The sequence below is a fragment of the Rhodococcus sp. NPDC003348 genome, from assembly GCF_053589375.1.
This window is the reverse complement of the sequence record NZ_JBSFRT010000014.1, coordinates 25,469-43,067: the sequence shown is the minus strand read 5'-3', so window position 1 is coordinate 43,067 and position 17,599 is coordinate 25,469. Positions and strand designations below refer to the sequence as shown.

Below are 17,599 nucleotides of genomic sequence, written 5' to 3'. Positions count from 1 at the left end.
CCATGCGCATCCTGCAGGTGGTCACCCTGGTAAGTCCCGACGGCGCATACGGCGGACCGGCCAAGGTCGCCCTCAACCAGACAGCGGGATTGCGACGGTCCGGCACGGAGGCACTCGTCGCGGCTGCGACGCGTGGCTACCGAACGGTTCCGTCCGAGGTGGCCGGCGTACCGGTGCGGCTCTTCCGATCCCGGACGATCGTGCCCGGAACCGGATTCGCCGGCCTCGTTGCGCCCGGTCTTTACGGTTGGTTCCGCAGGCACCGTGCCGAATTCGACGTCATCCACATCCACTTCGGGCGCGATCTCGTCGTCCTCCCGATCGCCGCGGCGGCGCGGAGACATCGGGTCCCCTACACGCTGCAGACGCACGGCATGGTCGAGCCGAGCGACCATCCGCTCGCCCGGCCGCTGGACTCGATGTGGACGCGCAAGCTCCTCCGGGACGCCAGCGCGGTCTTCTACCTCACACCCGACGAACGGGACCAGCTCGTAGCGGTGGGGGGCGATGGGCTGAGGCTCACCCACCTCCACAACGGCGTTCCGTCCTGTCCGCACGGCCACACCGCCCGGCAGCGCGCACCCGACACGGCCACCCCTGAGGTGCTGTTCGCGGCGCGCCTGCACCCCCGCAAGGGTCCGGTCACCTTCGTGCGACTGGCCCGGATGCTCCTGGACGAGGGCGTGCAGGCGCGGTTCGCCCTGGTCGGCCCCGACCAGGGCGAGGGCCCCGCGGTGCGCGCGGCCATCGGTGAGGAGCGCCGGGTCGTGTGGGAGGGGCCGCTCGACTCGACCGAGGTTCTCGCACGGATGGCGGCGGCGAGTGTGTTCGTCCTGCCTTCCGTGCGCGAGCCGTACCCGATGGGTGTCCTCGAAGCCATGTCGGTCGGACTCCCGGTCGTCGTGTCGGACGACTGCGGGCTGGCCGCGACGATCACCCGCGCCGGGTGTGGCATCGTCGCCGCCCCCACCGTCGAGGCGATGGCCGCCGCGGTACGCGCACTGCTCGCGGACCAGCGCCGTGCCTGGGAAATGGGCGAGCGCGGACGGTCGATCTCGGGTGCCGAATTCGGTATGGACGGTGTCGTGGCGCAGTTGTCGACGACATACTCGGATCTGGTCGGGGCGCGGCAGTGACGGCGCGCCGGTCGAGAATCGTCGCAGCGGCGGCCGCTGCGACAGGACTGGTTCTGGTCAGCGCCCTCGTAACGGCCGCGCTCGTCAGTGAGCACGGCCGCGCATCGGCCGTTCCGGACAGACTACGGGTCGCGGTGGTCGGCGACAGCTACTCGGCGGGCGTCCAGAACCGGGTGGTGTGGCCGACGCTGATGGCCGAACACACCGGATGGGAGGTGTCGAATTTCGCGCTGCCCGGCACCGGATACGTGGCCGACGGCGCCGGCGGGCAGGCGTTCACCTATCAGGTGGACCGCGCGAGGGCCGCTGCACCCGATGTGATCGTGATATTCGGGGGTTTGGAGGACGCCGGACTCCCGGAGACCGAGTCGATCGGTGTCGGCGCCGTCGACGCGATCAACAAGATCACGCTCGGCGGTGAACGGGCGTTGATCATTGGTCCGCCGTGGTACCAGTCCCCCGCACCGGACGCGGTGACCAGGGTGTCCGATGCGGTCGGTGAGGTCGCTCGGACGGCCGGCGCACCGTACCTGGACGCTTCGAATCCGCCGTTGATCACCACCGATCTGATGCAGGCCGACCTCAGCTGGCCCTCCGATGACGGGCAGGCCGCACTGGCGGACCGGATCGCGGCGTGGATCCGATCGAAGGTCGGCCGATGATCCGCCGACGGGACCTTCTGCTCGCCGCGGTTGCCCTGCCCGCGGTGGTCGGCGCGGTGATCGTTCTCGCCCCGAACGGCGCACCGGACGACGTCGCGAAGGAGACGGTCGTGACCGGCATCGACTCGGTCACGACCTCCCACACTCGGAGCGGTGCGCCGGTGTCCGCCCTGTTCATCGGCGACTCCTACACCGTGAGCAGCAACTTCGTCGAGCTGTCGTACGCGTGCCGTGCCGCGGTGCAGATGCGATGGACGTGTGACGTGTCGGCCATCCCCGGATCCGGCTACATCAGCGGTGGTGCGGCGAACCGGTTTCCGCTGGTCGGGGAGCCCGGATCCTCGACCTCTATCCCGGAACGTATTCCTTCTCTCGCCGTGGAGTACGACCCCGACGTGGTCGTCCTCGACGGCGGCCGAAACGACCTCTTCCCACCTGCCGAGGACGTGGGCAAGGCAATGGCGTACGCGCTGGACGAGGCCCGCCGCGCCTGGCCCGACGCAACCCTCGTCTTCCTCCGTCCCCGCTATCTCATGAACCCGGCCGACGACCTGGGGTTCGACGACGAGTTCATGGCGCGGCTCGAAGCCGACCCCGCCGCCGCGGGTGTGGTGTTCCTCGACCCGATCGCAGCCTCGTTTCCAGCCGGTCAGGACACGTCGGTCCTGCTCGGACCGGACGGGCGGCACCCGAATGTCACGGGGGAACAGCAACTCGCCGATGCTCTGATTGCTGCCTTCCGGGCCGGCGGTATCGGAGCGTCGTCGTGACCGGGACCGTGCGCGCATATGCGGGCATACTGCGCGAGCGATGGCGGTTCGTGGCGGCCGGCGCTCTGGGCGCGCTTGCCGTCGCCGCCATCGTCCTGTTGCTGTTCCCTCCGGTGTACCGGTCCGGGTTCACCGTATTCGTCCGGACACCCGGCGAGATCAGCCATGTGGAGGATGGCGGCGACAGCTACGCCCGGAGCCGCGCCCAGTCCTACGTCGAGCTTGCCCGCGGCCCGGACCTCGCAGCACACGTGGTGCGAAACCTCGGACTCGACACGAGCCCCGAACGATTCGCCAGCCGCGTCACTGCGACCACCCGGCCGGGAACGGTGCTGATCGATGTCACCGTGGCGGCCTCTACAGCCCGCGACGCGAACGTGGCGGCGGCGGCATTCGCCGGCGAGTTCGCGGCGACCGTGAAATCCCTCGAATCGGTACCCGGATCCATCCTGCCCCGCGCCGAGCTTGTCGTCGTCGATCCCCCCGGGCAGCCCACCCGGGTGACTGTGTGGGGTCCGCCGCCGTCCTACCTTCTGATCGGCGCGCTGCTGGCCGGCGCCCTCCTGGGTGCGTCGGCGGCCGTGCTGCGGTCGATCCACGCTCCGTCCCTCCGGGACCCGCGCGCCGCGTCCCGCGTGACCGGGCTGCCAGTGCTGGGCACGGTCGGGCTCCCGACGGGTCACACCGCACCAGCGGACGCCCGCCTGACATGGCGACGATTGGTTTCCCTGCTCGGCGATCCCGATCACGGCGTCATCGCCGTGACCGACTCCGGCCACGGAAGATGCGCCGCAGCAACGGCTCTCGAACTCGCCGCAGCAGCACACACGCGGAGGAGCAGCGCACTCCTCGTCGATCTCGACCTCGACTCCCCGGAACTGACGCGACGTCTCGGCGGCGGCGACCGTCCCGGGGTCGCCGAGGTCCTGCTCGGCGACGCCAGCGTGTCCACTGCGGTGTCGGAGGGCCCGTGGGGACCGACACTCACCGCCGGGTCGGCTGCCGGACGATCCGCCGCTCCGCTCCAGGTCTCGAAGCCGGGTGACCTGATCGACCGCCTGCGGGCAGACCATCAGTGGGTGATCCTCGTCGTCCCACCGATTCGTTCGGGCGCTCGCGCATGCGACGTCCTGGAGGATTGCGATGCAATCGTCCTGACCATTCGGTACGGGGTCACGACCGAAGCGGAACTGCAGGAGTCCGCGCTGCTGCGGCCGCCCCGGCCGGCGGCAGGCCTTGTCGTGTGTTCGAAGCGCGAGCGCGGTGTGTCCGCATCCGGCGACGCGGAGATCCAGGAAAGGATGCGTGCGACGTGACTGCGGCAAAGTTTTTCGGTGAGGTGCGACGTCACTGGGTGTTGTTCGGTGCGGTCGTCGTGGCCTGCGTCGGGATCGGAGTTGGCGTGTCTCTCCTGACCCCGACTCGGTACGTCTCGACCACGCAGCTACTGGTGTCGTCCCATGCCTCCATCACCGCAACCACCTACGACGAATCCGCTTTGGTGTGGGACCGCGTCAACTCGTACGTCGCATTGCTCACCAGTGACGTGGTCGGTCAGCGGGTGGTCGATGCGCTCGGGTTGCCGATGTCGGCAAAGGAGTTCACGGCCGACATCAACCCCACGATCGTCCCGCCGCGGACCTCGGTGATCGATGTTGCGGTGGCCGCCGACTCGCCGGAGGAGGCACGACAACGGGCCGATGCCGTGGCCAGAGAGTTCGTGTCCTACACCAAGGCACTCGAAGCGCCCGCCGGAGTCGACGCTCAACACATCGAGACCACGGTTGTGTCCACGGCGAGCGACCCACACCGGAGCCTGCCGGGGACGTGGGCGTTCGCACTGCTCGGACTGCTCACCGGCCTGGTCCTCGGCGGCATCGCGGTGTGGGTCCGAAGCCGCATCGACCCGGTCGTCCGGACCACGGACCGGGCCACGGAGATCTCGGGCCTGCCGGTTGTCGGAACTGTCGCCCCAGACCCCACCACCGGGGAGGACGACGAGGGATACTTCCGGCTCCGGACACGACTGCGCACCGTGCCCGGCCGCACCGGCACCCATGCCGAGGATCGGATGTGGCTGATCACCTGCGCGGCCGGAGAGGCCGGCGAGGCGTCTGACGTGGCGACGAGCCTGGGACGTGCCCTCGCCAGGTACGGCGACGACGTCCTGCTCATCCGGACGGCCGATTCCGGCCCGGGCGACGGACCGGGACTGTCCGACGTCCTGACCGGCTCGACTCCGATCGACCAGTCGATTCGTGTCGAGGCCGCCGGCCTTCCGGACCTGTTGCCCGCCGGGTCGGAGCCGGACATGCACGAGCTGCTGGCCGGGACCGGCATGCGTGACCTCGTCGCGCAGCTGCGCGGCCGCTACCGGCACCTGGTGGTGGATGCGGAACCGGTGCTGTCGACGCCGGCCACGGAGGTACTGAGCGAGTATGCCGACGGCGTACTGATCGTGGTGGCCACCGGCACCACCACCCGCCGTGACCTGGTCGCGGCCGTCGATAGACTGCGAGCGGTCGATGCCCCGCTGACCGGAATCGTGACCTGCGAGCCGCCGGTGACCGGTCCTCCCGAGGTTCTCCCGCCGGACGCGACCGACTCGGACCGGGGCGTCCCCAATAGACTCCAGGTATGACTGCGTTCGCCGGATTCCCAGTCGCCGCGCTGGACTTCTACGAGGATCTCGAGTCGGACAACAGCAAGAGCTTCTGGACCGCCCACAAGCCGGTCTACGAGGCGTCGGTGCGCGCACCGATGCTGGCCCTGCTGGAGGCGCTCGAACCGGAGTTCGGGTCCGGCAAGATCTTTCGCCCCTACCGCGATGTGCGGTTCGCCAAGGACAAGTCGCCCTACAAGACGCATCAGGGCGGCTACGTGGAGGCGTGCCCGGGCGCCGGGTTCTATGTACAGATCGACGCGCGGGGCCTGTTCGTCGCCGGTGGGCACTGGGCCCACACCCCGGAGCGGGTCGCGCGCTACCGGTCCGCGGTCGATGCCGACCTGCGCGGCGGGCAGCTCGAGAAGATCACCGGAGATCTCGAAGCGGCGGGGTTCGAGATCGGCGGCGAGACGCTCAAGACCGCGCCGCGTGGCTACACCGCGGATCATCCGCGGATCGAGTTGCTTCGGCACAAGTCGCTGACCGCGGGGCGGCTGTTCACCTCCCCCGGCTGGATCGACAGCAAGCGCACGCTGAAAGAAGTCCGCTCCTCCTGGGACGCGATGCGCCCGCTCGTCGACTGGTTCGCCGACGTCCTCGGCTGAAACCCCTCGACGGCCGATGCCGCCGCCGACGCACGACTGTGACGCAAACCGCTTGCGCGACAACTGTTTGCCTGTTCACGGCCGGACGGGGAACGCAAGCGAACATGAGATTGATCACGGCCGGAGGCAGAACCCCAGGTGCAGTGCCGAGCCGGTGTGAAGGGTCGCGAAGGTCTGCTTTATTGTCATGCGTCGTGATTGACGCGCAGACTCTCGATGTTCCGGCCGTAACCACGAAGATGCAGACGGGCCGACGTTGGGTTCCCGGAGCGTGCGTCTGGTGCGGAGACGAAGATGCGGTCGACATGTACCGCAACGAGCCGCGGTGCGGCACCTGCCGCGAGAAGGAAGAGATCATCGAGGGCGCGCGCCGGTTCCTCGGCATGTACGGTCTGCGTCCGCTCGGTGGCACCTTGCAGTCGGACGACGAGGAAGAGCGTGAGTGGCGCGTCAATGCCCGCGACGCCCGTCAGGTGCTCAATCAGATCAAGCTCGCGACGCCGCCCGACCCGGCCCTGGTCCGCAAGGCGCTGCGTCCCCGCGCCGCGGCCGTCGTCGCCGAGTCCCCCACTGCCGCACCCCGCTCCGCGTCCGCGAGCGGTTCGGCTTCCCCGGCCCGCAGCACCCGCACGGCGGCCACTCCGCCGCCGGCTCCGGTCCGCTCCGATGCCGTGGACCTCGAGGAGATCCAGTCGCGGGCCCTGGCCCTGTTGGACCAGATGACCCAGGTCGACGCCCAGCTGGCGCAGGTGGCGGATCAGGCCGGCCTGGCGGCGCGGGCGCGGCGCAGCGACCTGGAGAAGCAGAAGGCGACCATCATGCGCACCCTCGGCGCGCTGGAGAAGGCGCGACTGAGCGCCCAACGCTAGGGCACGATGGAACGGTGACCATCGAGATCCGCGACGCCCGCGACGAGGACCTGCCCGGCATCCTGGAGATCCACAACGAGGCAGTCCGCAACACCACCGCCATCTGGGACGAGGAGACCGTCGACGTCGCCGACCGCCGGGCCTGGCTCGAGGACCGGCGCAGGCAGGCGTTCCCCGTGATCGTCGCGATCTCGGGGGGCCGGGTCGCCGGCTACGCCTCGTACGGGGTGTGGCGGGCCAAGAGCGGCTACCGGCACACGGTCGAGAACTCCGTGTACGTGCATCCGGACCATCACCGGCGCGGGATCGCGTCCGCGCTGATGACCGAGCTGATCTCGCGCGCCCGCGCCGGCCGGATCCACGTCATGGTCGCCAGCATCGAGTCCGGCAACACCGTCTCGATCGCCCTGCACGAGCGATTCGGCTTCACGGTGGTCGGCGTCATGCCCGAGGTGGGGGTCAAGTTCGGCCGCTGGCTGGACATGACCTACATGCAGATGATCCTGTAGTTCACCGCCGCGGCAGGCCGCGAATTCACCGCCGCGGCAGGCCGCGAATTCACCGCCGCGGCAGGCCGCGAATTCAACGCCGCGGCCTGCCGCGATCGAACTCGGTTCCGCCCCACACCCCGGACTGCGCGGTGACGACGGCGAAGTGAGCACACTGCAATCGGATCGGACATCCGGCGCAGACAGTGCGGGCGTGCACGAAGTCGTCGGCGGGGTACGGGAACCAGCTCTCGGGGTTCGGATCGTCGCGGCAGGCGGCATCGCGCCACCGGGTGGGGTCGTCGAGGGACAGCGCCGTTGTCACGGCTGCTCCTTTCGTGTCCGAATGTGGCTCAGACGGCGGCCAGGCGGCGCCAGATCCGGTCCTGCGCCTTGTCGATGTGGTTGGGCACCTTGGGTTCCCACAGCAGGGACATCCCGGCCTCTTCGGGAGTCCGGTCGGCCTTGCGCTGATTGCACGGGTGGCAGCAGGCGACGAGGTTCGACCAGCTGTTGGCACCACCGCGACTGCGCGGTAGCACGTGGTCGATGGTCGTGGCCGCCGGGCTGGCGCAGTAGGCGCAGCTGTGCCGGTCGCGCCGGAACACGCCCGCGTAGGTCGCACGACTGTGGTCGGTGACGGTGTGGACATGCGGTACGTATACGTACTCGAGCAGCCGGATCGTCGCGGGGAGTGGTATCACGGTGTGCTGAGAACGGATCGGGACGGCCGGGTCGTGGTCGGCAACGGATTCGGCCGCACCGACGGCGAGGAGCGTGACGGCGCGTTCGGCGGGAACCTCGCACAGGGCCTGGTAGGTGGCGTTGAGCACGAGGACGCGGGTTCGGTGCCAGGTACTGGTGTCGACGGTGGTCGGTGGGGTGCGCATCGGAACTCTCGTCACTGTTCTCGGGTCGGGGTGCGGCGCCGGGAACCGTGCGGGTTCGGGCGCGTCAGGTGGTTCGGGGCTGGCTCGAGTGGGACCCGGAGTACATCTGTCGCCGAATCACGTGTGACCACAAGAGTGGCGTGTAACTACCGCGACGGGCGTGCATCTGCCGGTTCCTTTCCGCTACCGAGGCCTGGCGGGGACGCCGGCGTTCTTCGGGAGGACGCTCGGCTTGGGGGACGCCCATGGTGGCACGTTGCCGTTGGAGGTCGCATCTGATTTACCCGCACCATTCCCGGCCCGGAGCGATGACCGGGCCGCCCGAAGTCCCCGATCCCGTACTCGCGATATCCAGCGAGTCTCGGTGAGTGGGACTCGATTTCGGCGGGCTCGGTGGTCGGTTCGCGTCGCTCCGTGCGCGGACCGACCACCGGCATCGACGGCACGAACTCCCAGGTCACGCTGCCCTGAAGCAACGAGATCTAACCGTTACCCAGGCTCAACACCTCCAACCTGGGCCTTCTCAGATATTGATACGCATTGTTATGAAGTTGTTTACCTTGTGGTACGAATATCTCGGCGCTGAGACCTGCGTCACTACCCCCTCGAAACACAGGAGTAACAACATGGGATCTGTCGACGCCGACACCCTGGCCACCATCAAGCTGATCCAGCCGGTCGTTAGCGGCCTCGGCACCGTCGTTGTCGGCGCCGGTGCGGCCCTCGGCCTCGTGGGCGCCGTCGCAGGACTCGCGGCCCTCAGCTGATCCGGCCGGCCGACGACTCGTCGGCCGTAGCTTGATTCTGTTCACGCCCAACCGGATCCGTCGTCGCCCCCCTCAATGTTGACGGATCCGGTTTCGGCGTCTCACCCCACTCGGTCGGCGAGGATGAGCGCGAAGCGCTCCCCGGAATCGGTCCACACCCGATCGCTGCCGAAACCCGCGGCGTCGAGCTCCTTGCAGATGCCCTCGACCCGGAACTTCGCGGAGATCTCGGTCCGCATCTGCTCCCCCTCCGCGAAGGTCACGTGAAGGTCGAGCGCCGGAATCCGAACCTTGACCGGTTCGACCGCCTCCACCCGCATCTCGATCCACTCGTTGCGTGAATCCCACAGGGCCACATGCCGGAACCTCGACAGGTCGAAGTTCGCTCCCAGTCGCTCGTTCAGCACCGACAGCACGTTCAGGTTGAATTCCGCAGTCACCCCGGCCGCGTCGTCGTACGCCGGCACCATGACCGAAGGATCGGTCACCAGACCGACACCGAGCAGCAACTGCTCCCCCTCCTCGAGCACCTCGGCGACGGACCCCAGGAACTCCGCCCGGTCGTCAGGCACCAGATTCCCCAGCGTCCCACCGAGAAACGCGATCATCCGCCGCCCGCCGCGCGGAAGGTTGTGCAGGGTGTCGGTGAAGTCGCTGACGATCCCGTGCACCGTCAACGACGGAAACTCCCGGGCCAGATCGTGCACCGAGGAATCCAGTGCGGCCACCGACACGTCCTGCGGCACGTACCTTTCCAGCGTCCCCCGGGCAGCGAGGGCATCGAGCAGCAGCCGAGTCTTCTCCGACGACCCGGAACCCAATTCGACCAGGATCTCGGCCGACGTCGCCTCGGCAATGTGCCCGGCACTGGCTCTCAGCAGTTCCCGCTCGGTCCGGGTCGGGTAGTACTCGGGCAGCCGGGTGATCTGCTCGAACAGCCGGCTGCCGCGGGCGTCGTAGAACCATTTCGGCGGCAGCCACTTCGGCACCGAGGTCAGCCCGATCCGGGCATCGACTCGCAGGTTCTCGTCCAGCTGTTCCGGCGACAGGTGTACCTCGATCGTCGGTTCGATCATGACCGTTTCTCCCCTTCCCTGCCCACCGTGGCCAGTTCCGTGATCCGCAGATGCCCGGGCCGGGCCTCCACGGCGTGCAGGTCCGGCACCGTCACCCAACCGTCGTGGTCGTCGATCGGCTCCGAGGCCACCAACACGCTCGCTTCCTCCACCCGGACCGACAGCGCATGATCGACCGCGGTCGCCCACACCCCGACGCCGTCGCTGAGCAACAGGTTCAGCCGCGACCGCGGTGCCGCCTCCAGCACCTCCGCGACCACCTCACGCAGCGCGTCGGCCGGCGCCGACACGGCGAGTCGCCGGCGCACCAGCGTCCACAGCAATGCCGAGTCCGTCAGCGCGGGCATCCTGAGCAGCTCCACCGCGGGGAGCCACTCGGCAAGGGCAGCAACCGAATCCGGCCAGTCATCGATTCTTCCGTTGTGGCTGAACGCCCACCGCTCGTGGGTGAACGGCGCACACGCCTCGGCGACGATGGGCATACCCTCCGTCGCAGACCTGACGGCTCCCATCACGCCCGACGACGCGACCTGGGTCAGGACACCGACGACCGCGGGGTCCGACCAGATCGGCCTCGCGTTTCGATACGCGGTCGCGCCCGGGCCACCCTCCGGCCACCACGCGACACCGAATCCATCGGCGTTGATCGTGCCGCCGCCGCGCATGTCGGTCGGCGCCCACGACTGCGTCACGAGGCTGTGCGACCCCGCGGTGAGAACATCGCCGACGGACCGCCGTGGGCCCAGGTACGCGATGTGCCTACACATCCGCGGTGACGTCTCGTGCGCAGCGGAACCCGGCGAAGATCTGCCTGCGGATCGGGTGATCCCAGTTCCGGAAGGTCCCCCGGCACGCCACCGGGTCGGTGCCGAACGATCCTCCGCGCAGCACCTTGTAGTCGCCGCCGAAGAACACCTCCGAGTACTCCCGGTACGGGAAGGCCGAAAACCCCGGGTACGGAAGAAAATCCGAGCTCGTCCACTCCCACACGTCGCCGATCAGCTGATGGACGCCGAGCGGAGACGCCCCGGCCGGGTAGGCGCCGACCTCGGCCGGTTCGAGGTGCCGCTGCCCCAGATTCGCGTTCGCCTCGGCGGGTTCCGAATCGCCCCACGGAAACCGCCGCGACTGCTGCGTCGCCGGATCCCACCGGGCCGCCCGCTCCCATTCCACCTCGGTGGGCAGGCGCCGGCCCGCCCACCGCGCGAACGCCTGCGCCTCGAAGAAGCACACGTGCACCACCGGTTGCAGCGGGTTCAGCGGAGTCATCACCCCGAACGCCCGACGCCACCACGTGCCGGACGAGTCCTGCTCCCAGAACTGCGGCGCCTCCAGCCCCGCCGACTGCCGGTGCGACCAGCCGCGCTCGCTCCACAGCTCGGGTCGTTCGTAGCCACCGTCCGCGACGAACTCCAGGTACCGGCCGTTGGTCACCGGCGCGGTGTCGATCGCGAAGGACGCCGTCGTCACCCGGTGTGCGGGACGCTCGTTGTCCAGCGCCCACGGGTCGGTCGACGTGCCCATCTCGAACCCGCCGCCGGGCACCACCACCTCCTCCGGGAGCGCCACGGCCCGTCCCGGCGCGACGGGCGCGGTCAGCACCGGCGGACCGCTGCGCAACTGGTGGGTGGCGAGCATCGTCTCGTCGTGCTGCTGCTCGTGCTGGGCGATCATCGCGAACGCGAACCCGTCCTGTTCGAGTCGCCTGCCCCGCAGCGTCGAGCGATCCAGGACCTCCCAGGACTTCTCCCGCACCTGCGCCACATACCGCCGCGCCTCACTCGGATTCAACAGCGGCAGAGCAGGTCTCGTGGATCGTGTATGCCGGAACGCGTCGTACAGGTCGTCGATGTCGTTGCGCACCGGCTCGCGTCCACCGACGTCGCGCACCAGCCACAACTCCTCCTGGTTGCCGATGTGTGCCAGGTCCCACACCAGTGGTGACATCAGCGGCGAGTGCTGCGCGACCAGATCGAAGTCGTCGACCGAGTCGGTCAACGCGCGACTGCGGTCACGCGCCCGGGTCAGGTGCGCCGCGAGGATCTCGCGGGTCGCCTCGCTCATCGGTCCGTGTCCTCGGCGACGGTGCGGCCCCGACGACATCGCCGGGAGGCGAGGCCGAGGTCGTCGGCGTAGCATGCGGATCCGGACGCCGCGAGGTCGAGCAGATCTGCTGCGGCGGCACGTAATTCGTAGTCCCGCAGGCCACATTCGGCGGCGTCGCGCCAGCGTCCCGCGGTGCCCGCTGCCAGCGCGGTCGCCTCCGCGATCGTCGCCGGGTCGCCGAGCAGCGCGCCGATCGCCGCGATCGGAACCCGCCACGACCCGCCCGGCTGCGCGTCGAGATACCGGACCTCCAGGTGACCCGCGGCGCGGACGGGCGGGAAGAGGGTGGTCAGGTGGTAGTCCAGGTCGTCCCGGCCGGGTCGCCGACCGATCTCCGAATCAAGTTCGCCGGAAAGCCAATCCGCGAAACTCGCGTCCCCTGCGACCGACCAGTCGTCCGGCCGGTCCTCGGACCCGCCGCGGACGCACAGCAGTGGTGCATCCAACGCCCAGCGCGCGTAATCGTCGATCGGATCGGCCAGCGGCGGCGGATCGGTACGTCCGCGATCGAGTTCGAGCCACGACCGCATCCGCTGCGAAGACCACGTCCCGGCCGGGATGCCCCGCAGCCGGGGCGAACACGCAAACGCTGCCAGCAGCGCCGGACCGACCGCGTACAACGCCGTCCAGCGGGCCGCGACCTCGCCGGTGTCGGTGCCGGCATCGACACTGACCTGGGTGGCGGTGGTGTTGCACATCATCAACCGCCCGAACGGACCGATCCGGTCGAAACGCCTCTGCATCGCCGCATATCTCGGTGCGGGGAGGATCCGCTCGGCCGGGCGGTCGACGTCCGCGGCCGCATCGCACGTGGTGATCCCGGCGCGGGCGAGCAGTAGGCGCAGGTGCTCGGTGTCCGATCCGAGCCCGCTGCACAGGTCGTCGACCGTGGTCAATGGCGGACTGGAGAGTTCGATCTGTCCGCCGGGCTCGAGGGTGACGCGACTGCCACCGGGCAGCGGGTCGGCCGGCGAGGTGGGGTCGATCGTGGTCGGCGCGTGTGATCCGAGTGCGTCCGTGAAATCCGAGAGGCTCGGGCGCCCGCCGTCGCGGGCGAAGGTCAGCCATTCCAGTTCGGCGCCGATCAGCGCGGGCGGGCCGAGTTTGAAACAGACCCCACCGACGTACGCCTCCGCCGCGGCCCTGGTGGTGAGCCGGGCCGATCCCGTGTGTGTGGCCATGGTCATCGCCGTGCTCCGATCCTCGGACGGCACTCGTGCGGCATGTACGGATCACAGAACGTGACCGAGGGTAGACCGGTTCCGCCGTCCGTGTCACCCGTGCGGAAGCCGACGCCCGGGTAGCGTCGACGCCAGCCGTCGACCACCGCGGGAGGACCCGATGCTCGATCAGGACCGTGTCCGAGCCGACACACCCGGCTGCGTGGATCGCGTCTTCCTCGACAGTGCCGGATCGTCGCTGCCACCCGCACCGGTCCTGGACGAGGTGATTGCCCACCTGCGCCGGGAGGCCGAGATCGGCGGCTACCTCGCGGCGGCGGAACGCGCCGACGACCTGGCCGAGGTCAAGGTCGCGCTGGCGCAACTTCTCGGCGCCCAGCCCACCGACCTGGCGCTGGTCGAGAGCGCCACCCGCGCCTGGGCCGACTTCTTCTACGCGGTCCCCCTGTCGGCCGGTGACCGGATCCTGATCACCGAGGTCGAGTACGCGAGCAACGCCATCGCCGCGCTGCAACGCGCCCGGTCGACCGGGGCGATCGTCGAAGTGGTGCCGTCCACGCCTGCCGGCGAGATCGACCTCGACGCCCTCCACCGGATGCTCGACGAACGGGTGCGGATCGTCTCACTGGTGCACGCCCCGACCAACGGCGGGCTGCTCAACCCCGTACGGGAGGTGGTCGACCTCGCACACGGGGTCGGCGCGCTGGTGCTGCTCGACGCCTGCCAGTCGGTCGGGCAGGTGCCGATCGACGTCCACGACCTGGGCGTCGACGCCCTGTCCGCCACCGGGCGCAAGTGGTTGCGAGCTCCCCGCGGCACCGGCTTCCTCTACCTGCGCCCCGAACTGGCCCGGACGATGGAACCTGCAACCCTCGACCTGCACGGCGCACAGTGGGCGGAGGAATCCGGGTACCGGCTCGCGCCGGACGCCTCCCGATTCGAGTTCTGGGAATGCTCGGTCGCGGGCCGCCTCGGTCTCGGTGCCGCGGTCCGCTACCTCCTCGACCTCGGGGTCGACGAGGTCGAGGCCGCGGTGTCGGCGAGAGCGGAGTTCGCCCGCACCGAGCTCGCGGCACTGCCCGGGGTCACCGTTCGCGACCTCGGCGGTCACCGCACCGGCATCGTCTCGTTCACCGTCGACGACCTCGACCCCAACAGCGCACGAGAAGCGCTGGCGGACAGGAAGATCACCGTCACGGTGAGCGGCCGCGGTTCGACGTTCGTCGACATGACCCGCCGGGGGCTCGAGGGCGTGCTGCGCGCGTCCCCGCACTACTTCAACACCTTCGACGACCTCGAGCGCCTGGTCGCGGCGGTCGCGGGACTGTGACCGGCCACGATCCACACTCTCCGTCCCGTGCTCCGGACGCTAGCGTTGAGGTGTGCCGAGCACGGTGACTCTGTTCCTCGCCGGGGACGTGATGACCGGACGGGGTGTCGATCAGATCCTGCCGCATCCGGGCAACCCACAGCTGCGCGAAGGACTGGTGCGGGACGCCCGAGACTACGTCGCACTGGCCGAACGGAGGAACGGTCCGATCCCACACCCGGTCGGATTCGACCACCCATGGGGTGTCGCGCTGTCCGTGCTCGACGGCGCCGAGCCGGACGCACGGATCGTCAACCTCGAGACATCGGTCACCACGTCGCGGAACTACGCGCCGGGCAAGGGCATTCACTATCGGATGCACCCGGAGAACATCGGGGTGCTCGACATCGCGAGGATCGACGTGTGCGCGTTGGCGAACAATCACGTCCTCGACTTCGGCAGGCGCGGACTGCTCGAGACCGTGGACGTGCTGGAGTCCGCGGGTCTGCGGCCCGCAGGCGCCGGCCGCGACGACCGCCGCGCGTGGGCGCCGGCGACGATCCCTGTTGGTTCGGGTCGGGTCCTGGTGTGGTCGACGGGATCGGCGTCCAGCGGAATCTCCCGCCGGTCCGCGGCCGCTCCGGGGCGTCCCGGGGTGGCAATGCTGCCGAACCTGTCGGACGCGACCGCTGCCCATGTGCTCGACCGGATCGACGCGATCCGTGGCCCCGCCGACCTCGTGGTTGTCTCGGTTCACTGGGGATCGAACTGGGGATACGACGTTCCCGGCGACCAGGTTCGGTTCGCGCACCGACTCGTCGACGGCGGTGTCGACGTCGTGTACGGCCACTCGTCGCACCACCCGCGGCCGGTCGAGATTCATCACGGGCGCCCGGTGCTGTACGGCTGCGGTGACCTGATCAACGACTATGAGGGCATCGGCGGGTACGAGCGGTTCCGGGACGATCTGCGGCTGCTGTACCTGCCGGTCTTCGCCGCGGACACGCGGGAACTGCGGGAGCTGCGGATGGTGCCGGTGCGGGCCCGGCGCATGCGGCTCGAGCACGCAACCCGGGAGGAGGCTCGGTGGTTGAGGGAGACTCTCGGGGTGGGCGACGCGAGCCGTCACGGGGTGTGGATCACCCCGTGACGGCTCGTCGGTATGTTTCGATCCGCGCCCGTGCCCCGGGCTCGACGCGGAAAGCGGGTCAGCTCAGGTGGTGGACTTCCTGCATCCCGTAGACCGGGGTCGGGATCCCCTCGTAGCGGGCCTTGAGCTGGAGGGCCAGGTACAGCGAGTAGTGCCGGGACTGGTGCAGGTTGCCGCCGTGGAACCAGAGCGCCTCCTGCTGGGTGGGCTTCCACATGTTGCGCTGCTCGCCCTCCCACGGCCCCGGATCCTTGGTGGTGTCCGACCCGAGGCCCCAGCACTTGCCGACCCTGTCGGCGATCTCCTGGCCCATCAGGTCGGCGGCCCAGCCGTTCATCGATCCGTAGCCGGTCGCGTAGACCACCACGTCCGCTTCGAGTTCGGTACCGTCCTCGAGGATCACGGACGTCTCGGTGAGTTCACGAACGTTGCCGTGTGCGAGCTTGATGTCGCCGTTCGCGACCAGCTCGGCGGCGCCGACGTCGATGTAGTAGCCCGACCCGCGGCGCAGGTACTTCATGAACAGGCCGGACCCGTCGTCCCCCCAGTCGTGTTCGAAGCCGACCGACTCGAGACGGTCGTAGAAGTCCTTGTCCCGCTGCCGGATCGCGTCGTAGACGGGGATCTGGAACTCGTGCATGATCCGGTACGGCATCGACGCGAACGTCAGATCCGCCTTGTGCGTGGTCATTCCGGCAGCCAGGGCCCTCTCGGAGTAGAGGTCGCCGAGCCCGAGTTCCATCAGCGAATCGGACTTGACGATGTGCGTCGAGGACCGCTGCACCATCGTCACATCCGCGCCGTGCTCCCACAGTGCGCCGCAGATGTCGTGGGCGGAGTTGTTGGCGCCGATCACCACGGCCTTCTTGCCCGCGTAGGCGTCCGGGCCGGGATGCGCGCTGGAGTGGTGCTGGTCGCCCGTGAACTTCTCCATGCCGGGGAAGGACGGCACGTTTGCCTTGCCGGACATGCCGGTCGCCAGCACCAGCTGCCTGGGCCGCAACGTGATCGGCTCACCGTCCCGCTCCACCTCGACCGTCCACACCCCGAGCTTCTCGTCGTAGGACGCGGACGTGCAGCTGGTCTTGGACCAGTACGGCACCTCCATCACCTTCGTGTACATCTCGAGCCAGTCGCCGATCTTGTCCTTCGGCGCGAACACCGGCCAGTTGGCGGGGAACGGCAGGTACGGAAGGTGGTCGTACCAGACCGGGTCGTGCAGGCACAGCGACTTGTAGCGCCCCCGCCACTGGTCGCCGGGACGGTCGTGCTTGTCCAGCACCAGGGTCGGCACCCCGAGCTGACGCATGCGGGCGCCGAGAGCGATGCCGCCCTGACCACCGCCGACGATCACCACGTACGGCTGGGTCGTGTACCCGAGCTCGCGTTCCTCGATCTCCCGTCGCTCGGACCAGGTCACCCGGTCCCGGTCGGCGCCGTGCTCGGCACCCTTCGGCCGGCGCACGCCCAGCCCCTCCTCGTGGCCCTTGAGCTCCTGAAGCGTGGTCAGCAGCGTCCACGCCCCCTCGTCGCCGAGTCGCAGGTGGCCCTCGCCGCGCCCGGTTGCGGTCTCGAACGCGATCCACGCGGTCACCACACCGTCCGCCTCGGTCGGCACCTCGATCGTGTGGAAACCGGACGGGTCGGTGTCGTCGAGGCGATCGCGGAGCATGTCCGTGACGCCGTCCCGGCCCTCGACCGTCGTGATGTTCCACGTGAACGAGACCAGGTCACGCCAGAAGCTGTCGGTGGCGAAGAGACCGGCCGCGGCATCGACATCGCGGGCCGCGAGCGCGGACTCGAACGCCGCCAGCCAGGCGTCGACCCGCTGCTGGGGGGTACCGGTGCCGTATCGAGTCGCCACCACGCTCCCCGCCGCTTCGCTCGTGACCGGTTCGAGTGTCTGAGTCATGGCGCAATCCCTT

Annotated in this window: 18 protein-coding genes; 11 read left to right on the top strand and 7 right to left on the bottom strand. The window is 69.3% G+C overall.

Annotation, left to right across the window (positions count from 1 at the left end; all coding sequences use genetic code 11):
• The first annotated feature begins 2 nt into the window (after window positions 1-2).
• From ACWDU4_RS11795 to ACWDU4_RS11760, 8 genes are all read left to right on the top strand, one after another.
• Window positions 3-1,136, top strand: a complete 1,134-nt coding sequence (locus ACWDU4_RS11795; RefSeq protein ID WP_450114087.1) for a glycosyltransferase — start codon at window positions 3-5, stop codon at window positions 1,134-1,136.
• Entirely contained in the window at window positions 1,133-1,798 is a 666-nt protein-coding gene (locus ACWDU4_RS11790) for an SGNH/GDSL hydrolase family protein (protein ID WP_450114086.1), read from the top strand. Before ACWDU4_RS11795 ends, ACWDU4_RS11790 begins: the two co-directional genes overlap by 4 nt.
• Window positions 1,795-2,568 (top strand): SGNH/GDSL hydrolase family protein, encoded by a 774-nt coding sequence (locus ACWDU4_RS11785; protein ID WP_450114085.1) that lies wholly within the window; start codon window positions 1,795-1,797, stop codon window positions 2,566-2,568. The genes ACWDU4_RS11790 and ACWDU4_RS11785 overlap by 4 nt, the downstream gene beginning before the upstream one ends.
• Window positions 2,565-3,884, top strand: coding sequence for a hypothetical protein (locus ACWDU4_RS11780; RefSeq protein WP_450114084.1), 1,320 nt, complete (start codon window positions 2,565-2,567; stop codon window positions 3,882-3,884). Before ACWDU4_RS11785 ends, ACWDU4_RS11780 begins: the two co-directional genes overlap by 4 nt.
• Window positions 3,812-5,209: a Wzz/FepE/Etk N-terminal domain-containing protein gene (locus ACWDU4_RS11775; RefSeq protein ID WP_450114083.1), complete on the top strand. Its 1,398-nt coding sequence runs from the start codon at window positions 3,812-3,814 to the stop codon at window positions 5,207-5,209. The genes ACWDU4_RS11780 and ACWDU4_RS11775 overlap by 73 nt, the downstream gene beginning before the upstream one ends.
• Window positions 5,206-5,838, top strand: coding sequence for a DUF2461 domain-containing protein (locus ACWDU4_RS11770; RefSeq protein WP_450114082.1), 633 nt, complete (start codon window positions 5,206-5,208; stop codon window positions 5,836-5,838). The genes ACWDU4_RS11775 and ACWDU4_RS11770 overlap by 4 nt, the downstream gene beginning before the upstream one ends.
• 194 nt (window positions 5,839-6,032) lie before the next feature.
• The gene (locus tag ACWDU4_RS11765; protein ID WP_450114081.1) at window positions 6,033-6,707 is read left to right on the top strand and encodes a hypothetical protein; all 675 of its coding nucleotides are present in this window, start codon (window positions 6,033-6,035) and stop codon (window positions 6,705-6,707) included.
• Window positions 6,708-6,727: 20 nt separating this feature from the next.
• A complete protein-coding gene (locus ACWDU4_RS11760) occupies window positions 6,728-7,216 on the top strand; it encodes an N-acetyltransferase family protein (RefSeq protein WP_450114161.1) in 489 nt (162 codons plus the stop codon).
• A gap of 73 nt (window positions 7,217-7,289) precedes the next feature.
• On the opposite strand, the gene ACWDU4_RS11755 is transcribed toward ACWDU4_RS11760, so the two are convergent.
• Both ACWDU4_RS11755 and ACWDU4_RS11750 read right to left on the bottom strand, forming a co-directional pair.
• Complete coding sequence (locus tag ACWDU4_RS11755; RefSeq protein WP_450114080.1) at window positions 7,290-7,520, bottom strand: WhiB family transcriptional regulator; 231 nt, start codon at window positions 7,518-7,520, stop codon at window positions 7,290-7,292.
• A 28-nt stretch (window positions 7,521-7,548) separates the two neighbouring features.
• Window positions 7,549-8,085, bottom strand: a complete 537-nt coding sequence (locus ACWDU4_RS11750; protein WP_450114079.1) for an HNH endonuclease — start codon at window positions 8,083-8,085, stop codon at window positions 7,549-7,551.
• 626 nt (window positions 8,086-8,711) lie between these two features.
• On the opposite strand from ACWDU4_RS11750, the gene ACWDU4_RS11745 reads away from it, so the two are divergent.
• Window positions 8,712-8,852, top strand: a complete 141-nt coding sequence (locus tag ACWDU4_RS11745) for a hypothetical protein (protein WP_450114078.1) — start codon at window positions 8,712-8,714, stop codon at window positions 8,850-8,852.
• A 101-nt stretch (window positions 8,853-8,953) separates the two neighbouring features.
• On the opposite strand, the gene egtD is transcribed toward ACWDU4_RS11745, so the two are convergent.
• From egtD to egtA, 4 genes are read right to left on the bottom strand one after another with little or no spacing between them, the layout of a single operon-like run.
• Window positions 8,954-9,928: an L-histidine N(alpha)-methyltransferase gene (egtD, locus tag ACWDU4_RS11740; protein ID WP_450114077.1), complete on the bottom strand. Its 975-nt coding sequence runs from the start codon at window positions 9,926-9,928 to the stop codon at window positions 8,954-8,956.
• Complete coding sequence (gene egtC, locus ACWDU4_RS11735) at window positions 9,925-10,695, bottom strand: ergothioneine biosynthesis protein EgtC (RefSeq protein WP_450114076.1); 771 nt, start codon at window positions 10,693-10,695, stop codon at window positions 9,925-9,927. Before egtC ends, egtD begins: the two co-directional genes overlap by 4 nt.
• The gene (gene egtB / locus ACWDU4_RS11730; protein ID WP_450114075.1) at window positions 10,688-11,992 is read right to left on the bottom strand and encodes an ergothioneine biosynthesis protein EgtB; all 1,305 of its coding nucleotides are present in this window, start codon (window positions 11,990-11,992) and stop codon (window positions 10,688-10,690) included. Before egtB ends, egtC begins: the two co-directional genes overlap by 8 nt.
• A complete protein-coding gene (gene egtA, locus ACWDU4_RS11725; RefSeq protein WP_450114160.1) occupies window positions 11,989-13,215 on the bottom strand; it encodes an ergothioneine biosynthesis glutamate--cysteine ligase EgtA in 1,227 nt (408 codons plus the stop codon). The genes egtB and egtA overlap by 4 nt, the downstream gene beginning before the upstream one ends.
• Before the next feature lie 160 nt (window positions 13,216-13,375).
• Here egtA and ACWDU4_RS11720 point away from each other — a divergent pair, with 160 nt between their 5' ends.
• Window positions 13,376-14,545: an aminotransferase class V-fold PLP-dependent enzyme gene (locus ACWDU4_RS11720; RefSeq protein WP_450114074.1), complete on the top strand. Its 1,170-nt coding sequence runs from the start codon at window positions 13,376-13,378 to the stop codon at window positions 14,543-14,545.
• 52 nt (window positions 14,546-14,597) lie between these two features.
• The gene (locus tag ACWDU4_RS11715; RefSeq protein WP_450114073.1) at window positions 14,598-15,674 is read left to right on the top strand and encodes a CapA family protein; all 1,077 of its coding nucleotides are present in this window, start codon (window positions 14,598-14,600) and stop codon (window positions 15,672-15,674) included.
• Window positions 15,675-15,732: 58 nt separating this feature from the next.
• Here ACWDU4_RS11715 and ACWDU4_RS11710 read toward each other — a convergent pair whose 3' ends face one another.
• Window positions 15,733-17,586 carry an NAD(P)-binding domain-containing protein gene (locus ACWDU4_RS11710; RefSeq protein WP_450114072.1) on the bottom strand — a complete coding sequence of 618 codons (1,854 nt, stop codon included), beginning with the start codon at window positions 17,584-17,586 and terminating at the stop codon, window positions 15,733-15,735.
• Window positions 17,587-17,599 lie beyond the last annotated feature (13 nt).

What these genes read in the sequence shown, in the direction of transcription:
- egtC (WP_450114076.1), bottom strand. Translation starts at nt 10,695, where the DNA reads ATGTGTAGGCACATCGCGTACCTGGGCCCACGGCGGTCCGTCGGCGAT.
- ACWDU4_RS11795 (WP_450114087.1), top strand. Translation starts at nt 3, where the DNA reads ATGCGCATCCTGCAGGTGGTCACCCTGGTAAGTCCCGACGGCGCATAC.
- ACWDU4_RS11745 (WP_450114078.1), top strand. Translation starts at nt 8,712, where the DNA reads ATGGGATCTGTCGACGCCGACACCCTGGCCACCATCAAGCTGATCCAG.
- ACWDU4_RS11710 (WP_450114072.1), bottom strand. Translation starts at nt 17,586, where the DNA reads ATGACTCAGACACTCGAACCGGTCACGAGCGAAGCGGCGGGGAGCGTG.
- egtA (WP_450114160.1), bottom strand. Translation starts at nt 13,215, where the DNA reads ATGGCCACACACACGGGATCGGCCCGGCTCACCACCAGGGCCGCGGCG.
- egtD (WP_450114077.1), bottom strand. Translation starts at nt 9,928, where the DNA reads ATGATCGAACCGACGATCGAGGTACACCTGTCGCCGGAACAGCTGGAC.
- ACWDU4_RS11720 (WP_450114074.1), top strand. Translation starts at nt 13,376, where the DNA reads ATGCTCGATCAGGACCGTGTCCGAGCCGACACACCCGGCTGCGTGGAT.
- ACWDU4_RS11770 (WP_450114082.1), top strand. Translation starts at nt 5,206, where the DNA reads ATGACTGCGTTCGCCGGATTCCCAGTCGCCGCGCTGGACTTCTACGAG.
- ACWDU4_RS11785 (WP_450114085.1), top strand. Translation starts at nt 1,795, where the DNA reads ATGATCCGCCGACGGGACCTTCTGCTCGCCGCGGTTGCCCTGCCCGCG.
- ACWDU4_RS11750 (WP_450114079.1), bottom strand. Translation starts at nt 8,085, where the DNA reads ATGCGCACCCCACCGACCACCGTCGACACCAGTACCTGGCACCGAACC.
- egtB (WP_450114075.1), bottom strand. Translation starts at nt 11,992, where the DNA reads ATGAGCGAGGCGACCCGCGAGATCCTCGCGGCGCACCTGACCCGGGCG.